The sequence below is a fragment of the Ignavigranum ruoffiae genome (assembly GCF_900110675.1).
GTDB classification, from domain to species: Bacteria; Bacillota; Bacilli; order Lactobacillales; family Aerococcaceae; genus Ignavigranum; species Ignavigranum ruoffiae.
The window spans coordinates 59,580-73,848 of record NZ_FOEN01000004.1 but is presented as its reverse complement, the minus strand read 5'-3'; the positions used below and the strand labels follow the sequence as shown (position 1 = coordinate 73,848).

Annotated in this window: 14 protein-coding genes; 2 read left to right on the top strand and 12 right to left on the bottom strand. The window is 40.0% G+C overall.

All coding sequences use genetic code 11. The features are described 5' to 3' along the window. Positions 1 to 457, top strand: a 457-nt coding sequence (locus BMX34_RS04450; RefSeq protein WP_159428850.1) for a LysM peptidoglycan-binding domain-containing protein, incomplete at its 5' end; no start/stop codon positions are given. Positions 458 to 553: 96 nt separating this feature from the next. Here the strand turns inward: BMX34_RS04450 and fghA are convergent. The 7 genes from fghA to BMX34_RS04415 all read right to left on the bottom strand — a co-directional run bounded on the left by fghA (position 554) and on the right by BMX34_RS04415 (position 8,066). Continuing rightward, positions 554 to 1,390 carry an S-formylglutathione hydrolase gene (gene fghA / locus BMX34_RS04445; protein ID WP_092571234.1) on the bottom strand — a complete coding sequence of 279 codons (837 nt, stop codon included), beginning with the start codon at positions 1,388 to 1,390 and terminating at the stop codon, positions 554 to 556. Between the two features lie 13 nt (positions 1,391 to 1,403). Further along, entirely contained in the window at positions 1,404 to 2,513 is a 1,110-nt protein-coding gene (locus tag BMX34_RS04440) for an S-(hydroxymethyl)glutathione dehydrogenase/class III alcohol dehydrogenase (RefSeq protein WP_092571232.1), read from the bottom strand. A 119-nt stretch (positions 2,514 to 2,632) separates the two neighbouring features. After that, entirely contained in the window at positions 2,633 to 3,535 is a 903-nt protein-coding gene (locus BMX34_RS04435; RefSeq protein WP_159428849.1) for a DUF4767 domain-containing protein, read from the bottom strand. Between the two features lie 120 nt (positions 3,536 to 3,655). Beyond that, positions 3,656 to 3,826, bottom strand: a complete 171-nt coding sequence (locus tag BMX34_RS09725) for a hypothetical protein (protein WP_159428848.1) — start codon at positions 3,824 to 3,826, stop codon at positions 3,656 to 3,658. Positions 3,827 to 4,125: 299 nt separating this feature from the next. Then, positions 4,126 to 5,661, bottom strand: a complete 1,536-nt coding sequence (locus BMX34_RS04425) for a M20/M25/M40 family metallo-hydrolase (protein WP_092571226.1) — start codon at positions 5,659 to 5,661, stop codon at positions 4,126 to 4,128. A gap of 259 nt (positions 5,662 to 5,920) precedes the next feature. Further along, positions 5,921 to 7,042 carry an alanyl-tRNA editing protein gene (locus tag BMX34_RS04420; RefSeq protein WP_092571224.1) on the bottom strand — a complete coding sequence of 374 codons (1,122 nt, stop codon included), beginning with the start codon at positions 7,040 to 7,042 and terminating at the stop codon, positions 5,921 to 5,923. Positions 7,043 to 7,184: 142 nt separating this feature from the next. After that, positions 7,185 to 8,066, bottom strand: a complete 882-nt coding sequence (locus tag BMX34_RS04415; RefSeq protein WP_092571222.1) for an SDR family oxidoreductase — start codon at positions 8,064 to 8,066, stop codon at positions 7,185 to 7,187. Between the two features lie 177 nt (positions 8,067 to 8,243). Here BMX34_RS04415 and BMX34_RS04410 point away from each other — a divergent pair, with 177 nt between their 5' ends. Next, a complete protein-coding gene (locus BMX34_RS04410) occupies positions 8,244 to 10,043 on the top strand; it encodes a hypothetical protein (protein ID WP_092571220.1) in 1,800 nt (599 codons plus the stop codon). A 59-nt stretch (positions 10,044 to 10,102) separates the two neighbouring features. Here the strand turns inward: BMX34_RS04410 and BMX34_RS04405 are convergent, their stop codons facing one another. The 5 genes from BMX34_RS04405 to BMX34_RS04385 all read right to left on the bottom strand — a co-directional run bounded on the left by BMX34_RS04405 (position 10,103) and on the right by BMX34_RS04385 (position 14,236). Continuing rightward, positions 10,103 to 12,238, bottom strand: a complete 2,136-nt coding sequence (locus BMX34_RS04405; protein ID WP_092571218.1) for a heavy metal translocating P-type ATPase — start codon at positions 12,236 to 12,238, stop codon at positions 10,103 to 10,105. Beyond that, entirely contained in the window at positions 12,238 to 12,591 is a 354-nt protein-coding gene (locus tag BMX34_RS04400; protein ID WP_092571215.1) for an ArsR/SmtB family transcription factor, read from the bottom strand. The genes BMX34_RS04405 and BMX34_RS04400 overlap by 1 nt, the downstream gene beginning before the upstream one ends. 322 nt (positions 12,592 to 12,913) lie before the next feature. Then, positions 12,914 to 13,402: a prolyl-tRNA synthetase associated domain-containing protein gene (locus BMX34_RS04395; protein ID WP_092571213.1), complete on the bottom strand. Its 489-nt coding sequence runs from the start codon at positions 13,400 to 13,402 to the stop codon at positions 12,914 to 12,916. Between the two features lie 75 nt (positions 13,403 to 13,477). Next, positions 13,478 to 13,816 carry a hypothetical protein gene (locus tag BMX34_RS04390; protein WP_092571211.1) on the bottom strand — a complete coding sequence of 113 codons (339 nt, stop codon included), beginning with the start codon at positions 13,814 to 13,816 and terminating at the stop codon, positions 13,478 to 13,480. 12 nt (positions 13,817 to 13,828) lie between these two features. Continuing rightward, on the bottom strand, positions 13,829 to 14,236 hold the full coding sequence (locus tag BMX34_RS04385; RefSeq protein ID WP_092571209.1) for a helix-turn-helix domain-containing protein: 408 nt from the start codon (positions 14,234 to 14,236) through the stop codon (positions 13,829 to 13,831). Positions 14,237 to 14,269: the final 33 nt, after the last annotated feature.

Here is a 14,269-nt window from a genome sequence, read left to right as displayed (position 1 = left end):
CAAATTTGGGGTAACCGTTAAAGAGCTTAAAGCGGCCAATGGGCTTAAATCTGACTTAATCCATCCAAACCAAGTTTTGATTATTCCAAGCGCTAGCGCCAATCGAGATGCAGATTCAACACCAAGCCAAAGCAATGATACAAACACATACATCGTCAAGGCTGGTGAAAGTCTCAATCTAATCGCTATCAAATTTAAAACCTCCGTCAGCGAGTTAAAACGAGTTAATCAGTTATCTTCAGACTTGATTCATCCCAACCAAGTATTAATCATTCCTACAAGTCAAGATCAGGATACAGATAAAGAAAAGCCAAAAACACAAATCGAAAAGAATGTCTATCGCACCTTAGACTTAGCAATTAAAGCCGCTAAAGATCACTTCAACTACAAGATTCACTCCCAATGGTACGTGGATTGGACAGCAAATGGTTACAAAGTACGTTACGATTATAAATAAAATTCTAGCTGAGAGCAGCTGATAATAATATCCCGAATTCTCGCCAGATAACCGACCCTGGCAAAAATTCGGGATATTTACCTTGGATTGATAAATCTATTCAGCTAAATGTTGGGCATGAAAAGCCAAATGATCCGCAATAAAAGTTTGAATCATATAATAAGAATGATCATAGCCTTCTTCCAAATGATAAGATAAAGGATAATCTAGCTCGTCAACTAACTTCAACAAGGCTTCAGCGCCAACCTGAACTGGATAAAATTCATCGTGATCGCCTTGACTAATCAGGATTGGCACTCGTTTCTTAACTTGTGTCAATAAATGCAAAGGATCCCATTCTTGCCATGAATCTTTATTAGCTCCCAAATAAGCCTCAAAAGCTTTCTCACCCCAAGGAACATTTTGCGGGTTAGAAATGGGAGCAAAAGCTGACACCGATTCAAAACGATTCTCATCGCGCAAGGCTGATACCAAAGCGCCATAGCCTCCCATCGAGTGGCCAGCGATACTTTCTTTACCGGTAAATTGAGGAATTAAACTATATACAAGTGGTGGCAATTCATCACTTAAATAACTCGCCATTTGATAATGATCACGCCAAGGATCTTGAGTCGCATTCAAATAAAAGCCAGCCCCTTGTCCTAAATCATAGGCTTCATCATCAGCAATATCCTCACCTCTAGGTGAAGTATCGGGAATCGCTACAGCGAGACCATATTGACTAGCAAATTGTTGAAAACCAGCCTTAGTAGAAAAATTCTGATCAGTACAGGTTAATCCCGATAACCACCATAATAATGAAACCGGCTGTTCTTGAGCCTGCTCTGGTAGAAAAAGACTAAAACGCATGGTACAATTCAAAACCTGGGACTCATGTTCGTACTGACATTGACTTCCGCCAAATACCTTATGTTGGTCAATTAATTTAAGCAATGTATTCGTCCTTTCACTTAAATACTAAAATATCACGAAGCGACTTTCCTTGTTCTTGAAGCTCAATAGCGTGATTAATTTCATCGATTGACATTCGATGGGTAATAAAAGGATCTAAATCTATTTGTCCTTGTCGATAATCCTCAAAGACCTCTGCTAAACCAGTCCGCCCGGTAACCCCACCAAAGGAACTACCTTTCCAAGTTCGGCCAGTAATTAGATGGAAAGGACGGGTCTGAATCACTTCGCCACTGGCAGCGACGCCAATGATAATACTTTCTCCCCATCCCTTATGGGTACATTCTAAGCCGGCATTCATGGTCGGCGTATGACCGACACAGACGAAGCTATAATCGACGCCTCCATCGGTTAATTCAACAATATAGTCTTGAATCGGTTGATCGATTTTGGCTGAATTAATGAAATCCGTCGCACCGAATTGTTTGGCCAAGGCTTCTTTCTCATCATTAATATCAATTGCAATGATCCGACCAGCCTGACGTTGCTTCAACATTTGAATCGCTGCTAAACCTAAAGTACCTATGCCAAAGACAGCAGCTGTCGAGCCAGCTTCTACTTGGGCATCATTCTTAACTGCTCCCATCCCGGTAGTCACTCCACAACCTAACAGAGCTACTTTATCATAGTCCACTCCTTCAGGAATCTTAGCAACAGCAATATCAGCAACTACCGTATACTCGCTAAAGGTTGAAGTCCCCATAAAATGATAAATGGGTTTACCTTGATAAGAAAAACGAGTCGTTCCATCGGGCATTAAACCTTGACTCTGGGTCTCACTAATCGCCGAACAGAAATTTAAGCCCCGCTTACAATATTCACACTCTCCGCATTCAGGTTTCCATAAAGGAACCACCTTATCTCCTACAGCTACATTAGTCACACCAGGGCCCACTTTTACCACGGTTCCACTAGCCTCATGTCCGAGAATGCAAGGAAACTTTCCTGAAGGATCCTTACCTGACAAAGTATAAACATCCGTATGACACACTGAAGTAAAGTCAATCTTAATCATTACCTCGTGGTCTTTAGGATCTTCAACATCAATCTCTACGATTTCCAAGGCTTGCCCGGGGGCAAAAGCCACTGCTGCTTTACTTTTCATAAGCATCTCCTTTTCAAAACTAGTACCTCTTAATAACAACCGCTAATTATAAATTACCATTTTTTAGGCTAAATAAAAAGGAAAGGCCTCTAATCAGAAGCCTTTCCCAACTTATCAAGCTATTCTGCATCAGCCTGATAATACCATTGTCCAAATACGTCTTTGATATCAACATTTTCAGTTAATTTGAAATTAAAGGTCTCATTTCGTTGGCTATCTTGGCTGACCCAAACTTGGGGAGTCCCCTCAACATCCACCATCACATAAGTGATTGGGCCTACTTGGTTATAAGAATCGGTCCCAACGGTTGAATAAATAGCATATAAGCGATAGCCCTCTGCATTGTTTAAATCGATGGATTCACCTTCAAAGGCCATATGAGTGAGCACCTCTTGAGAGAAACTATTGACTACCGCCTGATCATCTTGCGGATAGTAACGAATGTATTCTTGTCCCATATTTTCTTGCCAGACTGCCATCGCCTGATCTAGATCAGCAATATTTAAGTCGGCAGAATTATCTGGAATCACTTCAGAAAGAACTTGGTAATACCCCTGTTGACTTTCTTCAACATTCCCCGCGTAGTTCGGAATCAACATCTGAACGCCACCCATAGAAGCTAGATCAGTTAAATAAATTGTCCCTTGATAATAATCCCTTGGAGGATCGGGGATAGTAATCGCAATCGTTGACTGGTAGTTTTCGCCATCCGGTAGCACAGGAACTTCTGTCGGCTCAATTTCTTCAATTTCAATCGGCATGACCTCGTCTTTTGATGCATCATCTAAATTCCAAACCATGCGAATCTGCGGTTGATCAGAATCTAATTGCTCAAGACTTACCTGGATAGGGAAGTTAGGTAATTCCCGATATTGACCATCTACCTCAGGGTTTCGGAATATAATTTGTCCACCAGAATTTTCCACGATGGAGTCTAATAAACTACTTGCTTGAACACTTGGCACAAAAATAAACAAGAGACTTAATCCTAGTAAACTCAAATACGAAAGTACTTTTTTCATTTTTTGCCTCCTTTTGTAGTTCAATAGTGACATCCTACTAATTTAATTATAACAAGACTAAACATTATTAAAATTGATAAGCCTTATTCAGATATTTATCATATCAAGACGACGATTTAACTATTCGAGAAGTTGACGGTCTGCGTTCTCAAAGATAATGGAAACGTCATTTCGCTGATTCCATCCTTTCTCGATCCTTTGATTCAAGTTTTCCCGGGCAAAACCTTGTTGATGGGCAAAAGAGAATAATATAAGCGCAAATAAAGCTAAAACTGTCAATATTTTCTTCATCTTCTTCACCTCAATGCTTTCCTTAATAACTTTCTATTTTTATTATAGACTTTAAACGCAAAGAATTTTTGAATAGTCAGCCTAAATTTTGTGATATTTCAGTGCAAATTATGAATAATGTTTGAGTTATGAATCCCTCTCTCTTTAAGTCATAAACTCTCTTTTATCTATGGACATGAAACTATCTCAATCATTTATTATTTTTTCAATAAAAATAAGACCCGAGTTAGTCCTCGGATCTTATCTGTGGTGTGACCATATAAGTTCTTGATTTCGTTAGCTTATGTTCAATAGTCTGCTTATTGTTTTTTCTTCCAGAAAAGCAAGCTCGTTCCTAAGGCCGTTAAGCTAGTAGCCAATAAGGTTAAGCCTTGACCTTCACCGGTTTCTGGTAGCGACTTCGCACTTGATTCAGGTGCAGTCTCCATCATTTCTTCCCCACTATCTTCCATATCTTTTTCAGGTTCTTCAGGGGTTTCTTTAGGATTTGTTTCTTCCGCACCGTCACCACCAACTAGCGGTTTATCTTCGACTTCTGGTTTTTCTGGTGCAGGGGTTACCGGTCCATCTACAATTGGTTTTTCTGGTTCTTCAACTTCAGGAACATCTACACTAGGACTGGCTGGATCAGCCATGTTCATCAATAAGTTATAAAGAATCGCTGAATAACTGTATAAGTGGTCTTCTACCCGTCCTGGGTATGTTTCATTTAAGAATTCAAGATTATCCATACCAGTATGGAAGATAGGTCCATTATCTTCAGTTTGAACATAACCATCTTTATCGCCAATTTCCCAGTTTGTTCCTTCAAAATAAACAATTGGAATTCCTAACTTATTAAATGGCGCATGGTCACTCCAGTCTCCTGTTTCAGCAAAAGGATAATCTTCATTCAAGCCTGGATTCGGTTCCATATCATCGATTTTTAGGAGTTTAGCAATATCAAAGGCTTGATTAAGGGCCCAATGTTCGCCACCCATTCCAGCGTGAATGTATTTCTTATCGCCAGCAATCAGTGAGTCCATATTGATCATCGCTAGGGTATTCTTAACTTGATCTTCCGTCATTGAGGCTGCATAAGCTTTTGACCCTTTTAAACCGACTTCTTCTGCGCTAAAGGCGATAAACTTCAAGGTAAATTTGCTGGCTTGATCTGCAAATCGTTTGGCGGTTTCTAAAAGTACACCAATCCCTGAAGCATTATCATCCGCACCGACAGATCCACCAGAGTTTACTGAATCATAGTGAGCCCCGACAATGACTTCCTTATCAGATTCTCCTTTTTTGGTAGCAATAATATTATGTGAAGTATATTCTTTCTCTTTTACCTTATAGGTAAAGGTTTGAATTTCAGGTTTATAGCCAAAACTGCTCAATTGGTCTAAGATATATTTCATAGCCTGTGCTTCACCTGGCGTGCCCACTACCCGACTACCAATCTCTCCTGAAAGCACTTCGACGTGTTCTAAAGCCTCTTTACCAAAGTCTGGATCTTCTAAAATGTCCGCCCCTTGTTCTTTCAAGGTTGGATCATTTCCGACGGTTGGTGTTTCTTCTTTTTCAGTGGTTTCTTCCTCTGTTGTAGTCAGGTCAGGTTCTTCATCAGCCAAATCCCCTTCGAGAACGGCTGGGTCTTCTTCATCTGTCACAACGGTTTCTTCAACAGCGATCTCTTCAACCGCTTCTTCAGCTTGAACTTCAGTCTGTCCACCGAAGAATAATAATGAGGCAGATAGAACTGATACCACTCCCACACTTAAACGACGAATTGTAAATCGTTGTTGGCGGTCAGCCAGTCGACGACCTTTCTCAACAAAATTATTTCTTCCTAACATAGTATCCTCCCATTTTCTGCTTTTCACTTTCGTGAAAGCGTTTTATTTACTTTCATCATATCACGTTCTCATGTGAAATACTATGCTTTTAATCGTAATATAATTATCTTAGCATTTACTCATAAATATTAGGTGAAGATAATAGGAAAGCGAATCCTAATAGTTTGATAATTATCTTTCTGCGAAGATTAGCGCTGTTTTATGATACAATGAAACAAATTTAAATGAGAAATATTGTTTTTGGCGCCAAATTTTAACTTTATTTTAAATTTGAGACGATCTGATTGAAGAGCTGAACAAGTTCTTCTTGAGCGTGCTCGGTCCGTCCCGATACAATCTTGGGTGAGCCGCCTCCTCTTAAATTAATTTCCGCTTCTAAAGAATTAAGAATGTCTCGTGCTTGACCTGCAGGAGAAACAATAGAAAAATGGCAAACACCGTCTTCTTGGTTGGTTAATATTTTTAAATCAATTGGGTGTTTGAGCAAGTTCTGCGAAACCTGACGCATACTCTCGATGGCAACCTGGTCTTGAATAATTATCTCAGGACTTTGAGCAATCGCCTCACTTTGATAGTCTGCTAGAGAATCCGATAAAACTTTCAATCGATCTTTATTCTTTTTCTTAAGATCAATCAGCTCTTCAATATCTTCTACTATAGTTTCTTCTTTAGTATTCAGTAAATGACGGATAGCTTCTACTTTATGATTCTTAGCTTGCAAAAGCTGACTCGCAGCCAAACCGACGGCGATTTCCACCCGAGTCTGGTCTCCATGTTTCTTCTGTCCTAAGATTACAAAAGAAGCAATCTGACTGGTATTGTTGACATGAGGGGTCCCACAGGGTTGACGATCTAAATTACCAAAACTCACCACCCGAACTTCATCGTGTTGGGCATAAGCTGGGTCGGGATATTTGGAGCCAGGATAGTATTCGTAAGTCACTGGAATCGCGGCTAAGATAGCATCTTGCATATGGTTCTCAACCTTAGCCAAATCTTCTTCTGTCACTTGATTGCGATTAATTTGATACCATTGGTTTCCTGGCTCAACCGACACAGCAGTTAACTGAATATCATAAGGTCGATAGTAACCATCTAGTAAATGTAAGGCTGATTGAATTTGACTATTCAATAGACGACGCTTCCCATCTAAAGCTAGATGAATCGGATTACTTAAGGGCTCAGCAACCTTATGAAAGAGTCGATCCCCTTCCCATTTAAGATCGAGGACCGGCTGTCCGTTAATCGTACCGTGATCGGCCAGCATTCCTCCTTTGGCTCCATAAAAAATAGTATCTTCAAAGCGATAGTAACCATCTTGCTCTTCTGCAATGGTCGTTGTCAAATTCCAATCAAACAAATCATCATAATGTCGTAACATATTATTTCCTCCTCTTCCCAATCCACGTTCTATTCCTTTCCATTGTACAATATCCGCTAGAAATAGGAAGCTGTCTGAATTTTAGATATATAAAAACTGCCCAGTCTTAATAAACTGAGCAGACTCATCAACGAATATTCAATTAAAGATTAATATTCTGACCACCTGTGACGCCGTAAATCTGTCCGGTCACATAGGAAGCTTGTTCAGAAGCTAGGAATACATAAACATCAGCCAATTCGACCGGTTGACCCGCTCGGCCGAGTAAACTATTTTGGCCGAAGTCCTTCAGTGCCCCAGGAAGTTGTCCGGCATCCAATTGGAGCGGTGTCCAAATTGGACCAGGGGCCACCCCATTGACCCGAATTCCTTTCTCAGCAAAATATTGGGACAGATTGATTGTTAAGTTGCTGATTGCAGCCTTTGTCGCCGCATAATCTAAAAGTTGAGTACTTGGATTAAATGCTTGCACAGAGCTGGTTGTAATAATACTTGCTCCCGGTGCTAAATTGGGTTCAGCTTCTTTAATCATCTCAATCATCGTAAAGAAATTAACTTGGAAAGTCTGTTCGACTTGTGCTAGCGACAAATCACTTAAGGAAGCGACAGCAAATTGCTGGGCAGCATTCAAAACTAAAATATCTAAATGGCCGAGGACTGTAAAAGCTTCTTTCACCACTCGCCGGCCTTCTCCTGGCTGACAAAAATCAGCAGCGATTATTTCAATGGAATAGCCATCTTGACTCAATAAATCTTGTAACGATTCAGCATCTTCCTCTTCTCCTGGTAAATATTGGACACAAACTTGAGCACCCTCACGAACGAAAGCAATGGCCACCGCCCGGCCGATTCCAGAATCTCCACCAGTGATTAAGGCTTTACGTCCTGAAAGGCGTTGTTGACCTTGATAAGATTGCTCTCCGCAATCTGGCAGCGGGGTCATTTCACTTTGTAGCGCAGGAGATTTACTGGATTGCTCAGGAAAACCATCCGCCTTATATCGATCTCTAGGATTAGTCGTCATGATTTCTCCTCCTTCAACTTAATTTGTTATTACTTAATTAAAGTATAAATGAGATAACTGAGAACTTCTAACTATCTGTAAAGTATTATATAAGCATCTTTTGAAAAATTAATATTGACAATAATCTATCAAATAATTATACTCTAATAGTAATAGTTACTTTTTAGGAGGAATTTGATGTTAAAGAAGAAATTTTATCGTTGGCTGGCCGCAAGTACTTTGTTACTAGCTATTTCAAGTGAATCGAGTTCACTGGTTTTGGCCGAAGAGATCGATGCTCCGCAGAATGCTGGGGTAGAAGACTACGGCGGTGGCACAAACACTGACAATAATGGTGAAGAAGATTTAATCATCCATATCGGTGAAAGCAGTAGTGCCCAACTTAGAATTGTTTATAGCAATGGACTGCCAGTAGACGAAGGTAGCCTAGTTCGCTTGAGCAATGGCATCCATCAAATGGAAAGAATGACCGATGCCAATGGCTACGTACAATTCTTACCTTCCGATGGCTTGGAAACTGGACAAACTTATCAGGTGAGCGTTAACCAACAGGCCAATGTTTTTAGCTTTACTAGTCAAGGGGATCAGGAACATGTGATTTCACTACCACTTCCGGGAGCAGTAGATCCTTTACTACTGATCTTACAATTATCTTATCAAGATGGTAGCTCACTACCGGTGGGAACACCCATTACCTTGACCAATTTAAAAGATGGTAGCCAATTCACTAAGAACATAACTGAAGAAGGGGTCTTACTACTTACCGAAGCAGATGGCTTAAAGAAAGAAGTAAATTATGGAATCAGTGTCGATGGAACGAACATTGGTTCGACTTTCCGCTATGACCTTGGTGGTGAAAAAGAGCTAGCTGTTGTGGTACCTGACTATGCTAAAGCCAAGGAAGTCAGCCAAATTTATTTAATCTTACGCTATACCAACGGTCTTCCTGTTGAAATTGGTCGCAAAGTAAGTCTCAGTCATCAAGACCAAAAGATTACTAAAACTATCGAATCTGCCGGAGATTTATCTTTCAACGAAGAAGATGGGCTCATTCTTGGTCAAGAATATCAAGTATCGGTTGACGGACAGGAAAACATTACTTCCCTAACAGCTGAAGCAGATCAAAGCTATCGAGTATATCTTCCTTTAGTCGGTGCCAAAGATCCGCTACAAGTTGAGCTTGAACTTCATTATCAAGACGGCAAGAAATTAGCTAAAGGAACCCGCCTAACTTTCCGCGATCTTAAATCCGACCAAAGCTTCAGCAAAACTCTGGAAGAAGATGGACAACTTACCTTGCTTGAAAGCGACGGCTTAAAGAAAGAAGTTAACTATGGAATTGAAGTAGACGGAACAAATATTGGTTATACTTTCCGTTATGACTTAGGCGGACCAAAGACGCTATCGATTGAATTGCCTGAATACATGACTGAAGATGAACAAAATAATTCAGACTCAGAAGATTCAGCAAAACCCGATCAAGAGAAAGACCAATCCAAACCAAACCAAGATGATTCAGTAAAAGAAGAGCAAGATCAGCAAGATCAAAATAATCAAGCGCCCGATGCTAAAGAAAAAGACAAACAAACAGATTCTGCTGCGAAAGATTCCCAATCTAACTCAGATAAGAATGCTTCACCTGCTCCTCATCAACCAAACGATGGACAAAAAACGCCTGAGTCAAATGCTTCAATCGACGCAAAGACAAAATCTATAAAAGAAACACAAAAGATGAACAGCCAAGCAGAAGCTAACAGTCAAACCACTACAGAAGTTATGAAAGAAGATGCAACCCAAAACAGTCAGACTGATCAGAAAATGAAGCAAAAAACAGAAGAAAAGACAACGACAGATGGACAAAGTCAAAAATTGCCTGAAACAGGGGAAGCTTCATCCTTAAATCTTATTCATGGTTTAGCTATGCTTATCTTATTAGCTGCCCTTAGCCTGTTTAAGAAATTAACTGAAGAACATTAATCATCAGCTGAAAAAGAGGAAAACATACCAGCGAGTATGTTTTCCTCTTTTTTCTTTAGCTAGATTTTATTCATCTTGGCGTTTTTTGTTGATGAATGATATACCGACGATTTAAGCAGACGCATACTGTTTAAGGTAACTAATAAGGTGGCACCGATATCAGCGAAGACAGCTAACCACAAGGTCAGCCAGCCAGGAATGACTAATAAGAGGGCAATCAATTTTAACCCGAGTGAAAAGATAATATTTTCTTTTATAATCCGTAAGGTTCGTTGACTCAGTTTGACCGTTGCCGGAACTTGTAGAAGATTATCTGACATTAATACAATATCTGCCGTTTCTAAGGCTGTATCGGTGCCGGTTCCACCCATCGCTATCCCAATATTCGCCGCAGCTAAAGCGGGCGCATCATTCACGCCATCACCGACCATCGCAATCGGAGCTTGAGAACCTAGTTGACGAATGACAGCTAATTTGTCCTCTGGTAACAAAGAAGCCTTAATCTCTTCAATCCCTACTAATTGTCCCATGGCCTGGGCTGTGGCCAGATTATCTCCCGTTAACATCCATGAAGTTAAACCTAAATCATTCAAATAGCCAATAGATTCAGCAGCCTGATCACGAACCTGATCAGCTACGGCTAAAATTAATTGAATTTCCTGCAGATTACCGAATAAAACCACCGTCTGACCCTCTTCTTGTAATTCGGTCAACTGTTCGCTAATCCTTTTATCGATTGAATCAAGATGATTCTGCCAAAGAATGGGTTGACCCACATAATAAGTCTTTCCTTGATAAATCCCCTTTAGACCCTTTCCAGTGATGGACTGAAATGCTTCAAGATCGACCATTTTTTTGTTATCTAATTTGTTGGATAGACCTTCTACGATAGCCTTAGCTAAGGGGTGGTTAGCCCGGCTCTCTAAAGCGATTAAAATTTCGTAACGAGGTTGGTCCACTAAAGCAATGGTCTGATTCAATTGTGTTTGACCTTGCGTCAGGGTTCCTGTCTTATCAAAGGCAATGGTACGAATCTTGGCCAGGTTCTCTAAATGGCGTCCCCCTTTAATTAGAATACCCTCTTTGGCTGCTGTCCCAATGGCGGTTAAAATCGCTACCGGTGTAGAAATCACCAAAGCACAAGGACAACCAATAATTAACACAGCGAGTCCTTGATAGAACCAATGAGACCAAGAGAGATTGAAGAATAAGGGTGGAATAAGCATCACCAAAGCCGCGATGACCATAATGGCTGGCGTGTAATATTTAGCGAAACGATCGATGACAGATTGGACGCCAGCTTTTTCTTCCTGAGCTTCTTCTACTAAATTGATAATATGAGCCAAGGTGGTATCTTCAGCTAGTTTAGTGACGCAGACATCAATCACACCTTCTTCATTAAAGGTCCCCGCATAGACGGTATCACCAAGTTCTTTGACCACTGGCATGCTTTCTCCAGTGATCGTTGCTTGATTAATACTTGTACTGCCTTTGATAACTTCTCCATCCAGAGCTACCCGATCGCCTGGTTTAATTCGAATAATCTGGTTTAGCTGGATTTGACTGACATCTTTTACAATCTCTTGATTATCTTCAATCACCCAGGCTTGATTTGGTGCCAATGAGATTAGGCTAGCCAATGAATGACGGGCCTTGTCGGTTGAGTAACTTTCTAAGGCTTCACTGATGGCAAAAAGAACAACGACCATTGCTCCCTCGGCCCATTGATGGATGGAAACAGCGCCAATAATAGCCACGGTCATTAAGGTGTTCATATCAAATTCGAGTTGAAATAAATTCCGCAGACCGGTTCTAAAGAGGTCCCAGCCACCGACAACAATCGCTAAGATATAGCCATATTCGATCAAGTCTTTTTGACCAGGATTGAAATAGCCCAATACGAAGGTTAAGACCATGATCAAAGCAGCTAAGAAAGCTGGCAGATTCTCTTTCTTAAATATAATAGGCTGCGAAGATGTCGTCTGATCTGGGCGCGCTACTTTAATATTATCGAAAGCTCCAGCTTGTTCGATTTCTTCAATGCTGGCGGTTCCGCTAATCCGAACCTTGGTCGCTGCAAAATTAACCGAAGCTTGAGAAACTGAATCTAATTTCAATAAATTCTCTTCAAATTTCCGCGCACAATTTGCACAATCTAAATTCATTAATTGATAAGTACGTTCGCTTGCATTCATTAATCTTCCTCCATATGTTCAATCGTCTTATTGATAATTGCTTGAACATGTTCATCTTCTAAAGAATAGTAAACTTGTTTGCCTTCTTTTCGATCCTTAATCACCCCTACTTTATATAACTTGCGCAGGTGACTGGAAGCATTGGCTTGGCTAATGCCCAAAATATTGGCAATATCACAGACACATAATTCTGGGTAACGACTGAGAGCCGTGACAATCTTAGTCCGATTATCTTCGGCAATCGCTTTAAGAAAATTGGTAACTTTATCTAAGGGTAAACTTTCTAATTCTTGGCGAACTTGTTTTACCCGGTCGGGATGATTTTGAAACTCTTGGCATACCGGCATGGTCATTTGGAACACCTTCTCATTCAATTATTTAATTGAGTATAGTATAACAGAAAAGTCTTGGTCATTCAATTATATAATTGAATGATAACCATTATCCTTAATCATACTTTATCTTTCAATTTTTTAATGAGCCCTCGATAAAGCAAAATAAAAAAACTACCCCTATCCCTAGACTAAATTGCTAAGGATGAGTGAGTAGATCAATTTTATTGGTTCTATAATTTTCTATATGTGAAAGTTAAATCGAGATCCAATCAAATACTGATTAAAAAAGCTTCAGCCTGCGCTAGTTTTAATATCTTAGCCTAGCGGTTTAGTGGCTTCACTAGATGGACAAAATGGTATAATCGAAACCAATCGCTTTCAAGAATTTAAATAGATCGGTGGTTTTCAGGAAAAGTGTCTTCTCATTGGTATTAGGATGGAAACTCATTCGTTCTTCATCAACAATTTCTTGGTCAAAATAAACTTGAATATCCTTCTCCTGATTATTCAATAAACCAAAGGGAGAAACCACACCAGCAGGTAAGGCCATTTTCTCGAAAAGACTATCTTCAGAAGCCATACGGATTTTATTGGCTTGAACTAATTCTTTGAAATGATTCATGTCAAGTTGTTTGCTATCATCCATAATTAAGAGGTAATAGGCCGTCTTCTTTTTATTGGTTAGAAACATGGTCTTGGTCCGGACCCCTTCAACCCCCTCAATAAATTGATCGGCTTGCTCCGTGGTTAAAGCAGGAGGATGTTCGACAATCTCAAAAGGAATGTCGAGTTTATCCAAGGCTTCTTTAACTTGATTATATCCTTCCATGATATCCTTCCTCTCTCATTTTACTCTCATTATATCATAGAAATGGATTGATATTGCTAGGACTTTCTCAGTGATTCAGTTGAAATACCAGAAAAAACCGATGATCAAAATGACCGCTCCAATTAAATGGAAGGCTAAAGCTAAGCGCGCTCTCTGCTTATAATGCTGAACTTTTTCTGGATCAATGATGCTTTCATCTTTAATCGGAAACTGACGCCGACCTAGTAAATATAACAAAATGTTGCCGCCGCCATTATTACCACCGAGATTGAAGATGCCCCAAAATCGTGGATAAGGTAAGTGCCGAGCCTTGGCATCCATCACCGTGAGTCGATAGATCATTCGTGCTAATTGAATTCCTCCGAATACACAAATCGCCAGACCACAAACAAATATTATTAAGCGCGTATCCATTCTTTTCCCTCCTTAAAGTCGACGAATGAGTTCAAAATAAATGAAACCAGTCATACATAGAGCCAAGATAAAAATGGTAACTAAGCCATAAATCTTCAGGGGTAAGAAATAATTAATCAGTAAAACTATTAAAATTAGTAAAATGTTGATTACAATCGCTTTGATAAGTTTTCGGTTGCTTTTAACCACATTGGTATTGTCATCAATATGTTGAACAAATTCTTTATTCTTCTTCAACAAGGCATCCAGACTCAACTGATACAGTTCACTTAATTCAATGACCGTTCGTACATCGGGATAACACTTATCATTCTCCCAATTAGAAATCGTCTGCCGACTAACATCTAAGGCTTCTGAAATCTCTTCTTGGGTCATACCTGCTTGCATGCGAGCAGTCTTTAATTGCTGACCTATTGTCATCGCAATTCCTCCTTGTGTCTCTACTGTATTCAT